Consider the following 19,175-nt stretch of genomic DNA (forward strand, 5'->3'; position numbering starts at 1 on the left):
CCATTATGGTTTGGTTATTTTTTTCTTTGGAAGGGTCACCATAAGTTGCTGGATTCGGCGAGTATCTGAAGATTGAACTTTAAATTTAATATTATTAATTAAAACTTCTTCACCTTTTTCCGGCATATGACCAAATTCGTGTAAGACAATACCGCCAATGGTATCAGCTTCTTCTTCGTCAAAGTCAGACTTGAAAAACTCATTAAAGTCATCCAGTTCTGTTAGAGCCTGTACCATATAAACGTGTTTAGAAACTTTACGAATGTTATCGGTTTGATTGTCTTCTGAGTCAAACTCATCTTCAATCTCACCAACAATTAGCTCTAAAATATCTTCGATTGTAACTAGACCAGAAACACCGCCGTATTCGTCTACGACTATTGCCATATGATAACGATTTAGTCTGAACTCACGAAGAAGCGTATCAACACGCTTGCTTTCTGGAACAATTACAATAGGGCGTAATAAAGACTGTAAATCAATCTCTTGCTCTCGGTCTGTTAGCAAACTTAATAAGTCTTTTGCTAATAATATCCCTTCAACATGATCTTTGTCTTCGGTGACTACAGGAAAACGGGAGTGGCCAGATTCGATCATTAATGGAATAAATTTGTCAGGTGTATCAGACAAATCGAGAGTTATCATTTGTGACCTAGGTATCATGATATCCCTGATCCGCAAATCAGCGATCTCCATTACACCGTCTATCATATTTTTAGTATTTAGATCGATTAGGTCATTTTGCGCAGCAACATCAATGATATTGGCTACGTCTTCTTTGCTTTTCGGTTCGTCAGTAAAGAGCTGGCCAAGTTTCTCTATCCAACCTTTATTCGATGAACCGTTGCTACTATGTGGGTTGTCGTCACTCATTCTAGTTAGAATGTTCCTATAGTTATTAAACACAACAATTGCCATTTTGTTAGATAACCATACAAAATGTCAATTAGATTATTATTTAGTTTATTCAGTTTCTAAATAAGGGTTTTCAAAGCCCATTTCTTTCAATATTTCGATTTCTAAACCTTCCATCTCATCAGCATCTGCATCAGAGATATGGTCATAGCCGAGCAAGTGCAAGGTCCCGTGAAGCAACATGTGAGCCCAATGTGCATCAAATGATTTTTTTTGTTCGACAGCTTCCTTATTAACAACTTGAGCACATATCACTAAGTCGCCTAATAAAGGCAACTCAATATGCGCCGGCGCTTCAAAGGGAAAAGACAAAACATTAGTTGGTTTGTCTTTCCCTCGATAGTCACTGTTAAGTTGCTGACTTTCATCTTCATCAACAATACGAACAGTCAATTCAGACAAATCTTTGAACTGTGGCAAAAAAGCATTTAACCAAGCTAAACATTGTTGCTCTGAGGGTACTGATTTATCAGTACTGACATTTTGATAATCCAGTTCAACGCTCACGGTTAATGTCCTTTAAAGCCGCTTCACGAAGCGCTTTTTCTTGCTCAGCTTTTTCTTTAGCTTGTTGTTCTCGTTCAGCCTTAGCTCTACGTTCTTGTTCTTCTTGCTTCTCGTAGGCCATAACGATTTTCGCCACAACGGGATGTCGAACAACATCATCGGCTTTAAAGAAGTTAAAGCTAATATCTTCTACATCAGCTAACACTTCAATCGAGTGACGAAGACCAGATTTTGCGCCGCGTGGTAAGTCAACTTGAGTGATATCACCGGTGATCACAGCTTTTGAGTTAAAGCCGATACGGGTAAGGAACATTTTCATCTGCTCAACGGTGGTATTTTGGCTCTCGTCTAAAATAATAAAAGCATCATTTAGCGTTCTACCGCGCATGTAAGCAAGCGGAGCTACTTCAATAACATTGCGTTCAATTAGTCGCTCAACCTTTTCAAAGCCTAACATTTCGAATAGGGCATCATAAAGGGGACGTAAATATGGGTCTATTTTTTGACTTAAATCACCAGGTAAAAAGCCAAGTTTTTCACCCGCCTCAACGGCTGGACGAGTTAACAAAATACGCCTTACCTCTTGACGTTCAAGTGCATCAACAGCACAAGCTACGGCAAGATAGGTTTTACCTGTACCAGCTGGACCAATACCAAATGTAATGTCGTGATTAAGTATATTTTTAACGTATTCAACTTGATTGCTATTTCTAGGCTTGATGTTGCCTTTTCGAGTACGAATAACAACTTCATTGTCGTAACCTTCAATCTCTTGATCCAAGATTTTTGACTGTTGCAACGCTAAGTGAATATGGTCTGGTAAAAGCTCTTTGGCTTTAACTTTATTTTTTTCTTTAGGATCGGGCTGGGTTTCTATGTACAAATCTTTTAGAACTTCATTAACCGCAACAACGTTAGCCGGGTTGCCAACGATTTTAAACTTATTGCCTTGGTAGGTTATTTCAACACCCATACGTCGCTCAATATGTTTAATATTGTCATCATAAGGGCCGATTAATGACGCCAGACGATCTTTGTTCGCTGGCTCTAAAAATAATTCCACACTGTTCAATTTTTTAGGCAATTTGTTTGATTCCCCTGAATTATATAAGCAAAAGGCCATGACGAATCATGGCACTTTAAGATATTAAACCAATACTACGAATATAAATCTAAGGAGCAAAAGTGGCAACACCTAGCTCATCAGTATTGGTTTGTCGTTTCGCAATAATGTCCGACGGTGCAACTTCTTGACGTAGGCCCATTTCATTTTCGCCACGAATAAACTCGCCACGTAATGAGTTGGTGTAGACGTCTACGATTTTAACATCAGCAAAACCACCGATTAAGGTGTGCGGACCTTCAAAGTTAACGACACGGTTGTTTTCAGTACGTCCGCGAAGCTCCATTGGATTCTTTATTGACGGACCTTCAACTAAAATTCGTTGTTCAGTATTTAACATTGAACGCGAAATTTGCATTGCTTGGTGGGTAATTAAATTTTGTAGTTCGTATAAACGTTCTTTTTTCTCTGATTCTGGTACATCATCAGGTAAGTCAGCCGCTGGTGTGCCAGGGCGTGCGCTGTATATGAAGCTAAAGCTATGGTCATAGCCAATGTCTTCAATCAATTTAATTGTTTTTGCATGGTCTTCGGCTGTTTCGCCAGGGAAACCAATTATAAAGTCAGAACTCATACTAATATTTGGACGGACTTTACGTAGCTTACGAATTTGAGACTTGTATTCAATGGCTGTGTGGCCACGTTTCATCAACGTTAAGATGCGGTCTGCTCCAGACTGAACTGGTAGGTGAAGGTGATCAACTAACTCAGGAACGTCTTCATAGGCTGCGATAATATCATCTGTAAATTCAACAGGGTGTGACGTTGTGTAACGAATTCTATCGATACCATCAATTGATGCAACTAACCGTAATAATTCACTGAAATGGCAGATGTCGCCATCGTGTGTGGCTCCACGAAATGCATTTACATTTTGACCAAGTAAATTAACTTCGCGAACGCCTTGTTCTGCAAGTTGTGCAACTTCAAAAATAACATCATCTACTGGACGAGATACTTCTTCACCACGAGTGTAAGGTACAACACAGAATGTACAATACTTGCTACAGCCTTCCATAATCGATACAAATGCGCTTGGGCCATCCGTCGTCGGCTGTGGTAAACGGTCAAACTTTTCAATTTCCGGGAATGAAATATCAATGACCGATTCGCCATCACCTTTTTTGATTTGTTCAATCATTTCTGGAAGGCGATGCAGTGTTTGTGGGCCAAATACCATATCAACATATGGAGCACGCTCACGTATGTGTTTGCCTTCTTGCGAGGCAACACAGCCACCAACACCGATAATTAAGTCAGGCTTTTTAGCTTTAAGATTTTTCCAACGACCTAGTTGATGGAATACTTTTTCTTGTGCTTTTTCACGGATAGAACAGGTATTCAGTAGAATAACATCGGCATCTTCTGCTTGTTCAGTAAACTCATATCCATGACTGTCATCCAAAAGATCTGCCATTTTCTGCGAGTCGTACTCGTTCATTTGACAGCCCCAGGTTTTAATATGTAGTTTTTTTGTCATTCTTCTCTCGTAAATCGTATGGAAAAGTTGTTCATAAAAAGGTCGCGTATTTTACAGTGAAAACGATAGAACTGAAAGTGAATTCAATCCACTAAATGGCAACAGCATAAATTGGTTAAAGAAAATTACCGTAAAGACCTTGGTGTTATTGGTGTTTCTGGCATAATAAAGCGAGCTAAATCAACTGAGAAACTGCATGGAATTTCCTGAGTCTAATCTAAATACACTGAATAAAACAGAATATGACGTTGTTGTTATAGGAGGCGGAATGGTTGGCACTTCTTTGGCGTTAGGCTTTGGTAAACAGGGTAAGTCAGTGCTATTAGTGGAGCATTTAAAGCCAGACGCTTCTTGGTTAGCTAAACCACCATTGAGGGTGTCAGCAATAAACAGGTTTAGTGAAAACTGGTTAGAGGATATTGGCTGTTGGTCTCAAATTGAATCAAAAGCAATGTGTCAATTTACTCGGTTAGCCACGTGGGAGCAGGGCGCGCCAAGGGTAGAATTTAGTGCCTCTGATATTAAAGAAAGTCATTTAGGTTTTTTAGTTCGTAACGAAGCAATTCAACTAGCCGCGTATGAAGCAATCAAACAAAGTCAATTTAATATTGAAGTCGTATTTGGTTGTCATCTTGGACAAATAAAGTCATTGCCTACCAATCAAACCCAAGTCCAGTTGCTTAATGGTGAGGTCGAACAAGATATAGCCTGTCGTTTGCTAGTCGGCGCAGATGGCGCTAATAGTAAAGTTCGTCAGTTGTCCGATATAGGTACCTCTGGTTGGGATTATCAACAACAGTGTTTTAGTATTACTATTAATACCCAATTTGAACAGCAAGATATAACTTGGCAGCAATTTCAACCAAGTGGGCCTAAAGCCTTTTTGCCTTTAAACAACAATTACGCCTGTTTGATTTGGTATGACAGCAAAGAAAAAGTTGAAGAGTTAAAAGCACTAGACTTTGTATCGTTAAAAAAGCAAATAGTAGCGACTTTTCCAAAGTTACCCGGTGACTTTGATATTGAACAAACGGCATCTTTTCCGTTAACTCGGCGTCAAGCTAATCGATACTTTAACAATAGAGTTGTACTCGTTGGTGATGCTGCCCACACAATTAATCCGCTAGCCGGTCAAGGTGTTAATTTAGGGTTTAAAGATAATGCAGAATTATTGTCGTTGCTCAGTAGTTTAGATTTGTCGAACGACTCCTTGTTAAATAATGGCAAATCAGGAAAATCTCAGTTAGATATAGCGTTGACAAAATACAATCTAAAACGAAAAGCAGACAGCCTTTTAATGTCTTCGGTTATGGATACGTTTTATCACTTATTTTCTAATGAAAAAACCATACATAAGTCTGCTAGGAGTATTTTGCTAAATACCGCAAATTTATTTCCGCAAGCTAAAGTGGCAGTAATGAAAAAGGCATTAGGGTTTTAGCTGTACCACTAATGTCTTAAAAGTTGGCGCTAATGTAGAGTACAAAAGAGTCACGTTTCATTGTACTAATGTCATTATCGTTTGCCATTGGGTAAAGTTGCATGCCGACTATGTCTTCAACCACTCGAATATCAGCAAGTCTAACTTGGCCTTCACCATGTTTGTAATAACCACCAATAGATAGCGGGAAGCCAAATGCGTTGGTATTTACTGCAAGGCTAAAACCAACCATGTCTACAACCTCCATTCGTTGAAAAGGTTGACTGATATCTATTTCGCCATTTGAATTATCGGTAAAAATACCAAACCTAAGCAAGTTTTCGTCAGATAATGGGTAGCTAAATCCAATAGAGTAATTAATAACTTTTTTTAAATCTCTATTTATCGGCGGCTGCGTGGAGGAGACACTAAACTCCTCGACATTGACTGCAGAATAATAGTCAACGTCAAAGCTAACCAGTAGATCACTGACTTTAGATGAAAAACCTGTGGAAACGTTTGTACCGTATTCTTGCTTTTTTGTACCAGTAACTGTTCCGACACTTGATGTCTTTACCGATGGAGGAAGAGGTACTAGTGACGATACCGTAATTTGATGGCTCCCAGTAAAACTACGATTTAGGGCGATATCTTTAGCAAACTTTAACCCCCAATTAAAACTGTCACTTTTGTATAATAATCCCAATTGAGGTGTTGCTATAATATTTTCGTCTTTTAAACGTCTTGTCGCTGTAAAACCACTTTTAAGCAAGCCTTGCGGTAGCGGAATCGCAATATCAATACCTGAGCCCTGTACAGTCTCAAATTGCTTGTATTTGGCAATCACTGATGCACCAAAAGACCAATTACTATTAATGTTTAACGCGCCACCTATGCCTAGGTCATAAGATGCGTTATCAAGATCGATATTGCCAAACTCCGTTTGTCTGCCGATTTCAGCACCAGTTTCAGATAAAAACGGTACCTCTACTTGTGAAAAATTACGCTCAGTTGATAAATCTGATACCGCAAATACTAAACTCCAATGCCAAAGGTCGGTATTTTTACCGGTTCCCAAGAAGCTCGGAATAATTGAAAAAGAAGAACGAGAAAAGTTAGCTTGGTTTGAGAACACATCGTTTAGTTCGCTGGACTCCCATGAAAAAGTACTGAGAGAAGCGGAGTTATTGAGTTTAGATCTTGATAATCCAGCAGGGTTATAGAAAACAGCGGACATGTCGTCAGCGATGCTAGTAAATGCACCACCAAGGCCAATGGCTTTAGTACCAATTAATATGTTTTTGTAATGGTATTCATCAGCGAAGCTTTGAGTAGCAAAAATACCCAACAAGACTGAGGTTATGATTGTATTACGCAAACTGATTATGCTCCCTGAATTCAATATCAAATAAGTGTATGACACTTTTAAAAATATCGTAAAGAAAATCAAATAAAAAGCAAAGTGATACTGGGAGAAAAAGTCATGATGATTTTGACAAAGAAAAAAGCCTCGCAGAGCGAGGCTTTTAAAAGTGGCTGGAGTACCAGGATTTGAACCTGGGAATGGCGAGATCAAAACCCGCTGCCTTACCGCTTGGCGATACTCCAACAATAAGTGGCTGGGATACCAGGATTTGAACCTGGGAATGGCGAGATCAAAACCCGCTGCCTTACCGCTTGGCGATATCCCAACTAAACTTTGCATGTGAAAACATGTCTTAAAATGGTGCGGAAGGAGAGACTTGAACTCTCACACCCGAAGATACTGGAACCTAAATCCAGCGCGTCTACCAATTCCGCCACTCCCGCAAATTTTTTGCCTTGAGGTTTGGTAGTGTAATCGAATGGTGGCTACGCCCTGATTTGAACAGGGGACCCCATCATTATGAGTGATGTGCTCTAACCAGCTGAGCTACGTAGCCATTCCGTTGTTTCGATTACCGCCTCAAGCGATGTGGCGTATTATGCTGATGCGACCCTTTGTCGTCAACTGCTTTTTTAAAGAAAATGTCACTTAACGTATCGTTTGGCTTTAATTTGTTCAACTCGGTGGTTTTTTGTATAAAAAGAGCCGTTTTCAGCGAAATTTTAACGTAAAAATTATTATTAAAAATAAAATATAGACCATTAAAAACGGAACTTGTTTAGCCAGCCGATAATGGTGTTACGTTTCAAACTCGGCATTTGTTCAAAAAAAAAGCCTTCAAAATAAGAAGGCTTTTTTACGGAAGCGAATATTTTAGTTAAAGTTTAAACATTAAAGCGGAAATGTATGACGTCGCCATCTTTTACAATATAATCTTTACCTTCAAGGCGCCATTTTCCGGCTTCTTTTGCGCCAGATTCACCGCCATTTTCAACAAAATCATCGTAACCAACGATTTCGGCACGAATAAAGCCTTTTTCAAAGTCCGTGTGAATTTTGCCAGCTGCCTGTGGTGCAGTAGACCCAGACGTGTATGTCCAAGCTCTTACTTCTTTTACACCAGCTGTAAAGTATGTATTCAGTCTTAATAACTCATAACCAGAACGAATCACTCGGTTTAAACCAGGTTCATCCCAACCTAAATCTTCCATAAACTCGGCTAAATCTTCCGGTTCTAATTCAGATAACTCTGACTCGATGGCAGCACATACTGCAACAACAACCGCATTTTCAGTTGAAGCAATCTCTCGAACCTTGTCTAAAAACGGATTATTCTCAAATCCATCTTCTGCAACGTTTGCAATATACATAGTTGGTTTCATAGTAAGTAGGTTTAGATAGCTGATGGCCGCTAATTCTTCTTTCGTAAGCTCAACAGAGCGGGCCATGCCACCTTCATCAACGATAGGCTTTAACTTTTCAAGTACTTTGATTTCAAACTTAGCATCTGCGTCACCGCCTTTTGCTTTTTTAGCATTACGGAACATCGCGTTGTCAATTGAATCCATATCTGCAAGCGCTAATTCAGTATTGATAACGTCAATGTCTTCTTGCGGGTTTACTTGACCAGCAACGTGAACAATGTTTGGATCATCAAAACAACGAACAACATGACCAATCGCATCTGTTTCACGAATATTGGCCAAAAACTGGTTGCCTAAGCCTTCACCTTTAGATGCACCTTTTACTAGACCGGCAATATCTACAAATTCCATTGTTGTTGGAATGACTCGCTGAGGGTTAACAATTTCTGCTAGTTTATCTAAACGAAGGTCTGGAACCGGAACAACACCAGTATTAGGTTCGATAGTACAGAATGGAAAGTTTGCAGCTTCGATACCTGCTTTTGTTAATGCATTAAATAAAGTTGATTTACCAACATTTGGTAAGCCTACGATGCCACATTTAAAACCCATGATGGTTCCTTACAATAAAAATCAATGTTGTGCTTATTTTAGCTAATTTATTCGGCACTGAATGAATGTAATCTACTCTGTGCTTTTTTTAAATCTTGTTTAAACCAAATGTCCATGCAACGCGTTGCTTCGTCTATTGCTGCATCCATTTTTTCTTGGTCTATTTGAGGGGCTTTGCCCAACACCCAGCCAGTCACTTTTTCACGACTACCTGGATGACCGATTCCGATACGGAGTCGGTAAAATTCTTTGTTATTCGCTAATTTAGCGATTATGTCTTTCAAGCCGTTATGACCGCCGTGACCACCGCCTTGTTTGATCTTTACTTTGCCTGGAGGCATATCTAGTTCGTCATGCGCGACAAGGATTTGCTCTGGCTTAATTTTAAAGAAGTTAGCAAGTGCACTAACAGACTTTCCACTTAAATTCATAAAGGTGGTGGGAATTAGCACTCGAACTTCATTACCGTCAATGAGTAATTTACCGGTATAGCCAAAGTATTTGGGATCATTTTTAAGGGTAACATTTTGTGCTCGGCATAGTTCTTCGATAAACCAGGCACCGGCATTATGGCGGGTGTATTTGTATTCGGGGCCTGGATTAGCCAGGCCCACGATTAGTTGAATATCGGTACTCATTTTAGTGTACGTCTATTCAACACAGATTATTCTGAATCTGCTTCTTCTGAAGCTTCGTCAGTATCTTCTGCTTTAGTCTTTGGTGCGTGTACAGTAACAACGGCTAGATCGTGAGATTCACCTTTTGCTAATTCTACAGACGCAACACCAGCTGGCAATTTAAGATCGCTGATGTGAATAGTTTGACCGATTTCTAAATCAGCAACGTTTACTTCGATGAACTCAGGAAGATCTTTCGGTAAACAAGTGATTTCTATTTCAGTCATAGTGTGAGCAACAACAGCACCAGACTTAGTTACAGACTCTTCACCAATGAAGTGAACTGGAACGTTAGTGTGTAGTTTCTGCTTAGCATCAACACGTTGGAAGTCCAAGTGCATGATCAATGGCTTAAACGGGTGACGTTGAACGTCTTTAAGGATTACTTCTTCTTTCTTACCGTCGATAACAAGAGTAAGAATGTGCGAGTAAAAACCTTCGTGTGCTTGTGCTTGCCATACTTTGTTGTGAGAAAGAGCAAGGTTAAGTGCTTCTTTATCAGTACCGTATAAGATTGCAGGAACTTGGTTAGCATGACGTAGGCGGCGGCTCGCACCAGTACCTTTGTCAGTACGAACTGTAGCTTCTAATGTATAAATAGCTTCAGACATGGAATTCTCCAAAAAATAAAAAGTTTATGTTTTCTCCCGCGACCAAGAGAAAACTCATATCCCCAAATATCAGGGGCGCGGTATTCTAATTGAAAGCGCTTATTTACTCAACATTTTTGTGCGTAGGAAGATGTTTTCTCAGAAGTCCAATCAATAAGTAATATTGATTGTGAAACTAAAACCTAACAGAAATAAAATTCTTGTCGCATAAATAAATTAAAACTAATATGCAAAAAAGAGAAGACACAATAACACGATCAAAGAAGACTTTGACATTTGGAGAAGTAATACAATGCGAAGGTTGTTACGTTTAATTGCGCTTTTACCCATGCTAACAATAGTTGTGCTTGTTATTTACAAAGTAACTATCAGCGCCCCTAAAACTATTCCGGACTATTATTGGCTCGTAGTAGCGATGATAAGTTTACCAGCAGCATTTATAAAACTAGACAATATCCGAGATGGTATTATTGGCCTTTTATATTCAGGAATAATTGCTAATTTTTTGCTGTTTATATCTTCGTTACTCGTTAAAAGCATTGACAATGTCACCGCAGTTATATTTATCGGTTATTTACTCTCGGTGTATTTAATTGTTGTTATTGATATTGTGTATGACAAGTTTTTGAACTCAAATAAAAGCACAGATGTGTTTTCATCGTTTGATAACCCAACAGAATATAGGATTGATAATGAAAAGTAGTTTACTTGTTTTATCGGCACTCGCGCTTGTAGCGTGTGAAGCAGTTAGCAATGACGATACTGGAAATAAAAACGAAGGAGTCACTTATATAAATGTTTTTAAAGATGCAAACAAAAAACAGTGTTTTTCTGAAGGAATCTCATTACAACAAATGGAAACAGAGCTGACGTCTGCCAATATCAACGTTCGATGTTCGCAACGTAGTAACGATGGTTTGATGTATCCACAAGCGTGCGGTCAGGACGAAGGCACGATTAATGTTTTTCAAATTGCCTCAGATGATGCAGTGCGTGCAGGAGAGTTAGGTTACAAAAACGTGGCAGAAATTAAGTCAGCTAACATCACATTAGAATGCAAATAAAAGATAGTATTTTGTTTGATTAAAAAAAGCGGCCATGGCCGCTTTTTTGTTGCAACCATTTAGCGTTGTTTAGTGATCAAACATCGCCGATATTGACTCTTCATTACTGAGTCGACGAATGGCTTCTGCAAGCATATTACCTAGTGTTAGTTGTCTAACATTTGGCAATGCGGCAATGTCCGCAGGCAGAGGTATAGAGTCAGTAACAATAACTTCATCAATTACGGTGTTTTTTAAGTTTTCAATGGCATTACCAGAGAAAACAGGGTGTGTTGCATAAGCAAATACACGTTTTGCACCTTGAGCTTTGAGGGCTTCAGCTGCTTTACATAGTGTGCCACCAGTATCAATCATGTCATCAACCATAATACAGTCACGACCCTTTACATCACCAATGATGTGCATAACTTGTGCAACATTAGCTTGCGGGCGGCGTTTGTCTATTATCGCTAAGTCTTTGTCGTTTAGTAGTTTTGCAATTGCGCGAGCCCTTACAACACCACCGATGTCTGGTGAGACAACAACAACGTCATCGGCTAAATCGAAACCTTTTTTACGTAGATCATCTACCAAGATTGGACTACCGAACACGTTGTCAACGGGTACATCAAAGAAGCCTTGAATCTGTTCAGCATGAAGGTCAACAGTTAAAACTCTGTCTACCCCTACACTTGAAAGAAAATCGGCTACAACTTTTGCGGTAATTGGAACACGTGCCGAACGAACTCGTCGGTCTTGACGCGCGTAACCAAAGTATGGAATAACAGCTGTAATTCGACCAGCAGATGCACGCCTAAGCGCATCGACCATTACAATTAATTCCATTAGATTGTCATTACAAGGAGCACAAGTGGATTGAATGATGAAAACATCCGATCCTCGAACGTTGTCATTTACTTGAACACTAATCTCACCGTCGCTGAAACGGCCTACAGTGGCGTTACCCAGGTCGATGTCAAGACGGTTACTGATGATTTCGGCAAGTTCTGGGGTAGCGTTTCCAGCGAAGAGCTTTATATCAGGCACAGAGATATCCTATAGCAAAAATGCTTTTAGTTTTATAATGAGGTTAGCCTAAATTAACCGAACCTCTAATAATTATTAGCCAAACAACGTTTGGTGCGTCGGGGAAGTGTTACATCCTTTTGCAACAAATCCAGTCAGGTCGACAGGCAGTCGATTATGTACCTCTTTTGCTTCGTTCTGAGTATCAAACTCAGCAAAAACACAAGCGCCAGTGCCAGTCATCCTGGCCGGCCCATATTCTAACAACCAGTCTAATGATTTGGCAACGTTTGGATAACGATTATAAACTAACTTTTCAAAATCATTTTTAAATTGCGATTCAATACCTTGGTATTTAATTTCATCTAGCGGTATTTTCGGCGAATTTCGCGGCAAAATAGGAGAAGAAAATAATTCAGCAGTATTTACATTTTGTTTTGGCGTTAAAACCAAATACCATTTTTCTTTTATCGGGTAGTTAGTTAGCTTTTCTCCTACACCATCCGCTATGGCCGTTTTGCCGTTAACAAAAATCGGCACATCAGCTCCAATACTTAGACCAATTTTTTCTAACGTAGAAATGCTTAAATTTAAGTTCCATAACTTATTTAAAGCTAACAATGTGGTTGCTGCATTCGATGAACCGCCACCGACACCACCACCCATTGGCAATTTTTTATCTAGTTCAATTTGGATGTTTGATAGCTCTAAGCCACTAGCAAGTCCAGTGTCAGACGCATATTGTTTTAATTTATCTGCCGCTTTGAATATTAAATTATCTTGAGACTCTAGTGTCTTAATGTTGCAGGACAAGTTGACTGCGCCAGTTTTGTTTTCACTTGGGGAGACAATAAATGTCATTTCATCCCCATAGTTTAAAAAATGAAATAGACTCTGCAGTTCGTGATACCCATTTTCTAACTGTCCATTGATATTCAAAAAGAGATTTAATTTGGCAGGGGAAAGTAGGGTCAGTTTTGTCAATGTCATTACTATTTAGCCTTAAAATACAATAGTTAGGTTGCTTTAACCTTCGAGTTGCCAATTGGAAATGGCGATTTTAATTCGGGAGTCAGAAGACTGTATTGTCATACCTTTGGGTAATCGTAGTTTTAAAACAGGCTCGCGCTCACTGTAATTTATGCGCCAAGTTTGCGTATTAAATCCAGACTCTCTGTATGCAAAAGATTTTAATTCAGTTTTATTTATATAAACCGGATCAATAACATCTTTTTTTACCGCTGAGCCTAATAACCACAGCGGTAGTTTTTTGAATGGAATTTGTTTATTGGTCAAACGAGCAACTAATCTTTGTGGGTCGTTATCATTGTATGATTTGCCGTCTAATTTCAGAGTGGCAATGCCATTTTCATACTTTAGTGAAAGTACATCTACGCCGATAAACGTCGATAGAGTAAATTGAAAATCATCTTTGTCTTGTCGCCAATAAAAATAGGCGCTTTCTTTTTCTTTGCCAGACACCAATAAAATCTTTCCACGCGCTGTCCACTGTGATAATTCCGTTGCTGATTTTACTTTGAGCACACTTGACGAGTCAGGTAGTGTTGTACACGCACTGATCAAAACAAGTGTTAGTATCGTTAGAAAGGTAGATTTAAAGTATGTCATTTTAGTCTCAGCTAAAGTTATTTTATGTTTTTACTACGATATCTTGTAATTAAGCGAGTTACAGGCTTTCAAAAAGTCTGCGATTTTCGTAGAATTGCGTGTTTTTCACATCTTGGATCATTATAAGTATTTTATGTCCGTAATCGCGTTAGGAATAAATCACAAATCTGCTTCGGTAGCACTTCGGGAGCGACTCGCGTTTACGCCTGAGCGTTTGCCAGAAGCGTTAAAAACCATTCGAAGCAATGCAGGTTGTGATGAAGCAGTGATCCTATCGACATGCAATCGTACAGAAATTTACTGCTTTGGTGAACAAGCAAAAGCACAAGATGTTGTAAATTGGTTAGCAAAATTTCATCAAGTAGGTGAAGACGAGCTTAATCAACATGTTTACATTCACCAAAATATAGAGGCTACCCGGCACCTAATGAGAGTTGCGAGTGGTCTGGACTCTATGGTTCTAGGTGAGCCGCAAATACTTGGGCAAGTAAAACAAGCCTATCAGCAAGCCAAATCTATCGGTACCGTTCAAACTTACTTCGAACGAATGTTTCAGCAGTCATTTTCTGTCGCAAAGCAAGTTCGAACCGAAACGGATATTGCGACAAATGCGGTATCGGTTGCGTATGCTGCTGTAACCTTAGCTAAACAAGTTTTCGGTGAGTTTAGTGGAAAGAAAGTATTATTGGTTGGCGCGGGCGAAACAATAGAACTAGTCGCGAAACATATCTACGAGCAGGGTGCGAAAGATATCATAGTGGCAAATAGAACGCTTAGTCGAGCAGAAGGCATAGCAGAACAGTTTGGCGCTAAAGTTTGTACGTTGAGCCAAATTAGTGAAGAAATTCTAACTGCAGATGTTGTTATTAGTTCAACAGCAAGCACGCTACCTATTATTGGCAAAGGCTTAATTGAAAAAGTGTTTAAACAGCGAAAACATAAGCCTATGTTTTTAGTGGATTTAGCGGTTCCTCGTGATATTGAGCCTGAAGTTGCTGAACTAGATGATGCATATTTATACACAGTCGACGATTTGCAGGACATTGTTGCTAGCAATATGCAGGCACGAAGTGAGGCCGCTGTTGAAGCTGAGGCAATAATAGACGGTAAAGCAAGTATTTTCGCAGACTGGATAAGCTCCCTGGACTCAGTAGACCTCATAAAAGACTATCGCACGCAAAGTATTGCAACTAAAGATGAACTGTTAAGCAGGGCATTAAATCAAATTCAAGCCGGCAATGATCCAGAAGCGGTACTCATTGAAATGGCGAATAAATTAACAAACCGACTTATTCATGCACCAACATCAGCGCTTAAAGAAGCCGCAGAAAATCAGAACAGTGAACAGTTGGCTATTATGAAAACCGTATTGGGGATCCAATGAAAGAATCAATAGAAAGAAAACTTGAAGGCCTAGTAGAACGTTATGAAGAAGTTCAAGCATTACTTAGTGACCCAAGTGTTATTTCAGATCAAGAGCGCTTTAGAACGTTATCTAAAGAGTACTCTGATCTAGAAGACGTTACCAAAGCATTTACTCAATTTCAGTCAGCTGTTAGCGATCTAGAAGAAGCAAAATTAATGCTGGAAGAAGATGACGCTGAAATGCGAGAAATGGCGAATGAAGAAATCAAACTTGCCAAAAAAGAAATTGAGCGACTTGAAGATGAGCTTCAAGTACTTATGCTGCCAAAAGATCCTAATGACTCCAATAACTGCTTCGTAGAAATACGTGCCGGTGCCGGCGGTGATGAGGCTGCAATTTTTGCGGGCGACTTATTCCGTATGTATAGTCGCTATGCTGAATCAAAGCGCTGGAAAGTAGAAGTTATGAGCGCTAACGAAGGTGAACATGGCGGATATAAAGAGATCGTCGCTCATTTTACTGGCAACGATGTTTATGGAACGATGAAGTTTGAGTCGGGTGGGCATCGAGTGCAGCGTGTGCCTGAAACCGAGTCGCAAGGGCGCGTTCACACTTCTGCTTGTACTGTAGTAGTAATGCCAGAAATACCAGAAGCCGAAGCGATTGAAATAAATACAGCAGATTTAAAAATTGATACCTACAGAGCATCAGGTGCAGGTGGTCAGCATGTTAACAAAACTGACTCTGCTGTCCGTATTACCCACCTACCAACAGGCATTGTAGTTGAGTGCCAAGACGAGCGTTCACAGCATAAAAACAAAGCTAAAGCTATGTCGGTGTTGAGTGCACGAATCCAAGCCGCTGAAGATGAAAAACGCAATGCTGAAGAAACAAGTATGCGTCGTAATTTAGTTGCAAGTGGTGATCGTTCAGAACGTGTACGTACCTACAATTTTCCACAAGGGCGTTTATCAGAACACCGTATTAATTTAACTTTGTATAAACTAAACGAAATAATAGAGGGTGATCTTGATTGTGTACTTCAGCCATTAATGACTGAATATCAAGCAGACCTATTAGCGTCGATGTCAGAAGAGTAGTGACAAAGCTGGTTACAATAGAGGCGGCTATTCAACTGGCCGCCGATTCTCTCCAAGTGATTTCAGACTCAGCAAAGCTAGATGCTGAGTTGTTGCTGCTACATATTTTAAATAAACCAAAGTCATATTTGTTTACTTGGCCAGATAGAATCCTAGATGACGCTCAATATTCAGCCTTCTTTGAATTAGTTGCTGAGAGAGCAAAAGGACGACCTGTTGCCCATATTATAGGTCATCGAGACTTTTGGACATTAGACTTAGAGGTTAATAACAGCACTCTAATTCCACGCCCAGATACTGAAACCTTAGTTGAAGTTGTTTTGGAATCAATTAACAATCTAAATATAACCGATCAGAGTAAAGGATTAGACTTAGGTACGGGCACAGGCGCAATCGCTTTGGCTTTGGCTAGCGAATTACCATCGATGAGTTGGCTTGGTGCTGACTTTAATCACGACGCAGTTAATTTAGCGCGTCGAAATGCGCAACGAAATAAAGTTGAAAATTGTCAGTTCATACAAAGTGACTGGTTTTCAAATGTAGGCGCTGAAAAATACGCTGTTATAGTGAGTAACCCTCCGTATATTGATCCAACAGATCCACATTTATCAGAAGGTGATGTGCAATTTGAACCTAAAAGTGCGCTTGTTGCTGGGGCGTCTGGTACTGCTGATCTAGAGCATATCATTGCTAACGCTCCTAAATACTTAACTTCTCCCGGGCTACTGGCTGTTGAGCATGGTTACGATCAAGGCGCTATAGTAAGACAGATTTTTAATAAAAACCTGTTTAAAAACATAAAGACATTTGTTGATTTAGGTCAAAATGATCGCATAACAATTGGCTATTTTTAAAGTTTGCGTTTAGTCTAATATCTATACAGGTGCTAAATATGCACCGTGGTTGACCATTAAGATTAAACGGAGTCTGTTATCATGGTTGATGATTTTTTGTTTGCAGGTGATGCACCAGAAGTTGAGCCAGTAAAAACAATTGGTTGTTGGAAAGTTTTAATCGTTGATGATGAACCTGAGGTTCATGCGGTAACCAAGCTTGCGCTGAGTGACTTTGTTTTTCAAGATAAAACCATTGAGTTTATTAGCGCTTATAGTGGCACTGAAGCAAAAGAGATAATTAACCAGCACAATGACATCGCCATTGTTTTATTAGACGTGGTAATGGAAACAGACGACGCTGGTTTAAATGTAGCTAACTACATTCGTAATGAATTAAATAATCATAAAGTCCGTATAATCCTTCGAACCGGCCAACCAGGCCAGGCACCTGAAAAACAAGTTATCGTTAATTACGATATAAACGATTACAAATCTAAAACAGAACTAACGGCTCAAAAATTATTTACCGTAGTGTTATCTGGTTTACGGTCATATAGAGATATCCGAGCGTTAGAAAAAAGTCATGAAGGTCTTCGAAAAATTATATCTGCATCCGCGGATATTTTCAGTGTTCATTCAATGGATCAGTTTATTGACGGTGTAATGCAGCAATTAACCTCAGTTTTAGGCTGTGGCGAGGAGCAAGCTATATACGCCACTGATAGTTTTATGGTTAATTGTACAGCTAGGAAAAAAGAGAATGATTTAAAGGTAATAGCAGCGCAAGGACAGTTTGCAGATAAAGTAGGCCTGTTAGTTTCAGATCTAGACGTTGTTAAAGATAACAATCTTAACAACGCGTTTAACCAAGCCATCACAACAAGATCCATTGTATATCAAGACAATTACTTAATCGCTTATTGTCACAGTCGTTACTCCACTAACTCATTGTTGTTTGTATCAGGTTTACCCTCAGACATTTCCGAAAGTCAAAAAGACCTCGTTGAATTGTTTGCAAAGAATGTACAAATAGCTTACGAGAGTATTCAACTTAAAGTTGAACTTGATTCATCGCAAACTGAATTGCTCGAGCGATTAGGTGGCGCCGTTGAGAAACGCTTAAATGATTCAAGTGGTCATATCCGAAGAGTCACCCGTTTATCAACAATGTTAGGTGAGTGGCTTGGGCTTAGTGAATCTGAACTCGAAATGTTAAAAAAAGCAGCGCCCTTGCATGATATAGGTAAGATTTCCTTATCGAGTGAATTACTAAAAAAAGAATATGATCTTGATGATATTGAATGGGAAAAGGTTAAGCAATGCCCAATAAGAGGCTTAGAGATATTAGAAGGCTCTAAAAGTGAAATTATTCAGTATGCCGCCATTGTTGCTCATCAACATAATGAGAATTGGGATGGCACTGGTTACCCTCAAGCTATCAAAGGCAAAAGCATCCATTTGTTTGCTAGAATTGTAAAAGTAGCCAATGTATATGAGTCGTTAAGAAGCGCTTTAATATATAAAGAAGCTTGGTCGCACGATAAAGCAATTCAGTATCTTAAATTGGAATCGTCAAAGCAGTTTGATCCGGATCTTATCAAGCTGGTTTTAAAAAATGATCAAGAATTTGACCGTGTTTACAAAAGCTAGCAGATAAAATTAAATAAATTTGTTACTATCGCGTACTCACTGAAGTACGCGCTTTACAATTATAAAATTTATTTAAGGGTTTAAGATGTATATCGCTTTAAAACACGCTCACTTGACGTTTATTTTATTAAGCGTTGTTTTGTTTTATTTCCGCTTTTATAAAGTACAAATAGCAGGCCAGACTTTACCAAAACTTTTAAAAATCCTACCTCATATCATTGATACATTACTTATTGCGACGGCAATTGGTTTATGTATTGTGATTCAACAGTACCCAATTATGCAAAACTGGCTGACAATAAAAGTTTTATTTGTCATTGCTTATATCGTGTTTGCAGCCCTTGCAATAAAAGCAACGAATAAACAACGTGCAATAGCCATGCTAACTGGTGCATCGGTCAGTCTTATAATGGCCGCATTTATGGCTATTCATAAGTTGGCATAACCTTT

General features: G+C 39.3%; 19 protein-coding genes and 4 tRNA genes. 8 read left to right on the plus strand and 15 right to left on the minus strand.

The annotated features are described in order from the left end of the window. Nucleotides 1–3 precede the first annotated feature (3 nt). The 4 genes from ACZ1GV_RS05150 to miaB all read right to left on the minus strand — a co-directional run bounded on the left by ACZ1GV_RS05150 (nt 4) and on the right by miaB (nt 4,025). On the minus strand, nt 4–873 hold the full coding sequence (locus ACZ1GV_RS05150; RefSeq protein ID WP_210559679.1) for an HlyC/CorC family transporter: 870 nt from the start codon (nt 871–873) through the stop codon (nt 4–6). A 90-nt stretch (nt 874–963) separates the two neighbouring features. After that, a complete protein-coding gene (ybeY, locus tag ACZ1GV_RS05155) occupies nt 964–1,422 on the minus strand; it encodes an rRNA maturation RNase YbeY (protein ID WP_472675539.1) in 459 nt (152 codons plus the stop codon). Then, nucleotides 1,412–2,545, minus strand: coding sequence for a PhoH family protein (locus tag ACZ1GV_RS05160; protein ID WP_472675540.1), 1,134 nt, complete (start codon nt 2,543–2,545; stop codon nt 1,412–1,414). Before ACZ1GV_RS05160 ends, ybeY begins: the two co-directional genes overlap by 11 nt. 49 nt (nt 2,546–2,594) lie before the next feature. Then, on the minus strand, nt 2,595–4,025 hold the full coding sequence (miaB, locus tag ACZ1GV_RS05165; RefSeq protein ID WP_472675541.1) for a tRNA (N6-isopentenyl adenosine(37)-C2)-methylthiotransferase MiaB: 1,431 nt from the start codon (nt 4,023–4,025) through the stop codon (nt 2,595–2,597). A 196-nt stretch (nt 4,026–4,221) separates the two neighbouring features. Here miaB and ACZ1GV_RS05170 point away from each other — a divergent pair, with 196 nt between their 5' ends. Beyond that, on the plus strand, nt 4,222–5,466 hold the full coding sequence (locus ACZ1GV_RS05170) for an FAD-dependent monooxygenase (RefSeq protein WP_472675542.1): 1,245 nt from the start codon (nt 4,222–4,224) through the stop codon (nt 5,464–5,466). Nucleotides 5,467–5,482: 16 nt separating this feature from the next. Here the strand turns inward: ACZ1GV_RS05170 and ACZ1GV_RS05175 are convergent, their stop codons facing one another. From ACZ1GV_RS05175 to ACZ1GV_RS05210, 8 genes are all read right to left on the minus strand, one after another. Then, entirely contained in the window at nt 5,483–6,823 is a 1,341-nt protein-coding gene (locus ACZ1GV_RS05175) for an OmpP1/FadL family transporter (RefSeq protein WP_472675543.1), read from the minus strand. A gap of 155 nt (nt 6,824–6,978) precedes the next feature. Then, nucleotides 6,979–7,053 (minus strand) — tRNA-Gln (locus ACZ1GV_RS05180). 8 nt (nt 7,054–7,061) lie between these two features. Further along, nucleotides 7,062–7,136, minus strand: a tRNA-Gln gene (locus tag ACZ1GV_RS05185). Between the two features lie 33 nt (nt 7,137–7,169). After that, a tRNA-Leu gene (locus ACZ1GV_RS05190) sits at nt 7,170–7,254 on the minus strand. Between the two features lie 36 nt (nt 7,255–7,290). After that, nucleotides 7,291–7,367 (minus strand) — tRNA-Met (locus ACZ1GV_RS05195). 328 nt (nt 7,368–7,695) lie between these two features. Continuing rightward, nucleotides 7,696–8,787 carry a redox-regulated ATPase YchF gene (gene ychF, locus ACZ1GV_RS05200; RefSeq protein ID WP_210559673.1) on the minus strand — a complete coding sequence of 364 codons (1,092 nt, stop codon included), beginning with the start codon at nt 8,785–8,787 and terminating at the stop codon, nt 7,696–7,698. Between the two features lie 47 nt (nt 8,788–8,834). After that, nucleotides 8,835–9,425, minus strand: a complete 591-nt coding sequence (pth, locus tag ACZ1GV_RS05205; protein ID WP_472675544.1) for an aminoacyl-tRNA hydrolase — start codon at nt 9,423–9,425, stop codon at nt 8,835–8,837. A 26-nt stretch (nt 9,426–9,451) separates the two neighbouring features. Then, nucleotides 9,452–10,075, minus strand: coding sequence for a 50S ribosomal protein L25/general stress protein Ctc (locus ACZ1GV_RS05210; RefSeq protein ID WP_472675545.1), 624 nt, complete (start codon nt 10,073–10,075; stop codon nt 9,452–9,454). A 292-nt stretch (nt 10,076–10,367) separates the two neighbouring features. On the opposite strand from ACZ1GV_RS05210, the gene ACZ1GV_RS05215 reads away from it, so the two are divergent. After that, a complete protein-coding gene (locus ACZ1GV_RS05215) occupies nt 10,368–10,778 on the plus strand; it encodes a hypothetical protein (protein WP_472675546.1) in 411 nt (136 codons plus the stop codon). After that, on the plus strand, nt 10,768–11,139 hold the full coding sequence (locus ACZ1GV_RS05220) for a hypothetical protein (RefSeq protein ID WP_472675547.1): 372 nt from the start codon (nt 10,768–10,770) through the stop codon (nt 11,137–11,139). The genes ACZ1GV_RS05215 and ACZ1GV_RS05220 overlap by 11 nt, the downstream gene beginning before the upstream one ends. Nucleotides 11,140–11,208: 69 nt before the next feature. Here the strand turns inward: ACZ1GV_RS05220 and ACZ1GV_RS05225 are convergent, their stop codons facing one another. The 3 genes from ACZ1GV_RS05225 to lolB form a co-directional block, all read right to left on the minus strand. Continuing rightward, nucleotides 11,209–12,165, minus strand: coding sequence for a ribose-phosphate pyrophosphokinase (locus ACZ1GV_RS05225; RefSeq protein ID WP_210559668.1), 957 nt, complete (start codon nt 12,163–12,165; stop codon nt 11,209–11,211). A gap of 75 nt (nt 12,166–12,240) precedes the next feature. Further along, a complete protein-coding gene (gene ispE / locus ACZ1GV_RS05230; protein ID WP_472675548.1) occupies nt 12,241–13,134 on the minus strand; it encodes a 4-(cytidine 5'-diphospho)-2-C-methyl-D-erythritol kinase in 894 nt (297 codons plus the stop codon). 36 nt (nt 13,135–13,170) lie between these two features. After that, nucleotides 13,171–13,773: a lipoprotein insertase outer membrane protein LolB gene (gene lolB, locus ACZ1GV_RS05235; protein ID WP_472675549.1), complete on the minus strand. Its 603-nt coding sequence runs from the start codon at nt 13,771–13,773 to the stop codon at nt 13,171–13,173. 133 nt (nt 13,774–13,906) lie between these two features. Between lolB and hemA the strand changes: the two genes are divergently transcribed. From hemA to ACZ1GV_RS05260, 5 genes are all read left to right on the plus strand, one after another. Next, a complete protein-coding gene (gene hemA, locus ACZ1GV_RS05240; protein WP_472675550.1) occupies nt 13,907–15,157 on the plus strand; it encodes a glutamyl-tRNA reductase in 1,251 nt (416 codons plus the stop codon). Beyond that, the gene (gene prfA, locus ACZ1GV_RS05245) at nt 15,154–16,239 is read left to right on the plus strand and encodes a peptide chain release factor 1 (RefSeq protein ID WP_472675551.1); all 1,086 of its coding nucleotides are present in this window, start codon (nt 15,154–15,156) and stop codon (nt 16,237–16,239) included. Before hemA ends, prfA begins: the two co-directional genes overlap by 4 nt. Then, nucleotides 16,239–17,093, plus strand: coding sequence for a peptide chain release factor N(5)-glutamine methyltransferase (gene prmC, locus ACZ1GV_RS05250; protein WP_472675552.1), 855 nt, complete (start codon nt 16,239–16,241; stop codon nt 17,091–17,093). The genes prfA and prmC overlap by 1 nt, the downstream gene beginning before the upstream one ends. Nucleotides 17,094–17,174: 81 nt before the next feature. Continuing rightward, nucleotides 17,175–18,725: a DUF3369 domain-containing protein gene (locus tag ACZ1GV_RS05255; protein WP_472675553.1), complete on the plus strand. Its 1,551-nt coding sequence runs from the start codon at nt 17,175–17,177 to the stop codon at nt 18,723–18,725. Between the two features lie 85 nt (nt 18,726–18,810). Then, a complete protein-coding gene (locus ACZ1GV_RS05260; RefSeq protein WP_472675554.1) occupies nt 18,811–19,170 on the plus strand; it encodes a SirB2 family protein in 360 nt (119 codons plus the stop codon). Nucleotides 19,171–19,175 lie beyond the last annotated feature (5 nt).

Source organism: Psychrosphaera sp. HA2-10, from assembly GCF_055693745.1.

Bases quoted from the DNA above. Each gene is read 5' to 3' on its own strand.
- prfA (WP_472675551.1), top strand. From the start codon at position 15,154: ATGAAAGAATCAATAGAAAGAAAACTTGAAGGCCTAGTAGAACGTTAT.
- ychF (WP_210559673.1), bottom strand. From the start codon at position 8,787: ATGGGTTTTAAATGTGGCATCGTAGGCTTACCAAATGTTGGTAAATCA.
- ACZ1GV_RS05210 (WP_472675545.1), bottom strand. From the start codon at position 10,075: ATGTCTGAAGCTATTTATACATTAGAAGCTACAGTTCGTACTGACAAA.
- ACZ1GV_RS05215 (WP_472675546.1), top strand. From the start codon at position 10,368: ATGCGAAGGTTGTTACGTTTAATTGCGCTTTTACCCATGCTAACAATA.
- ACZ1GV_RS05220 (WP_472675547.1), top strand. From the start codon at position 10,768: ATGAAAAGTAGTTTACTTGTTTTATCGGCACTCGCGCTTGTAGCGTGT.
- ispE (WP_472675548.1), bottom strand. From the start codon at position 13,134: ATGACATTGACAAAACTGACCCTACTTTCCCCTGCCAAATTAAATCTC.
- ACZ1GV_RS05255 (WP_472675553.1), top strand. From the start codon at position 17,175: ATGGTTGATGATTTTTTGTTTGCAGGTGATGCACCAGAAGTTGAGCCA.
- miaB (WP_472675541.1), bottom strand. From the start codon at position 4,025: ATGACAAAAAAACTACATATTAAAACCTGGGGCTGTCAAATGAACGAG.
- ACZ1GV_RS05170 (WP_472675542.1), top strand. From the start codon at position 4,222: ATGGAATTTCCTGAGTCTAATCTAAATACACTGAATAAAACAGAATAT.
- ACZ1GV_RS05260 (WP_472675554.1), top strand. From the start codon at position 18,811: ATGTATATCGCTTTAAAACACGCTCACTTGACGTTTATTTTATTAAGC.
- ACZ1GV_RS05160 (WP_472675540.1), bottom strand. From the start codon at position 2,545: ATGGCCTTTTGCTTATATAATTCAGGGGAATCAAACAAATTGCCTAAA.
- hemA (WP_472675550.1), top strand. From the start codon at position 13,907: ATGTCCGTAATCGCGTTAGGAATAAATCACAAATCTGCTTCGGTAGCA.
- ACZ1GV_RS05150 (WP_210559679.1), bottom strand. From the start codon at position 873: ATGAGTGACGACAACCCACATAGTAGCAACGGTTCATCGAATAAAGGT.
- lolB (WP_472675549.1), bottom strand. From the start codon at position 13,773: ATGACATACTTTAAATCTACCTTTCTAACGATACTAACACTTGTTTTG.
- pth (WP_472675544.1), bottom strand. From the start codon at position 9,425: ATGAGTACCGATATTCAACTAATCGTGGGCCTGGCTAATCCAGGCCCC.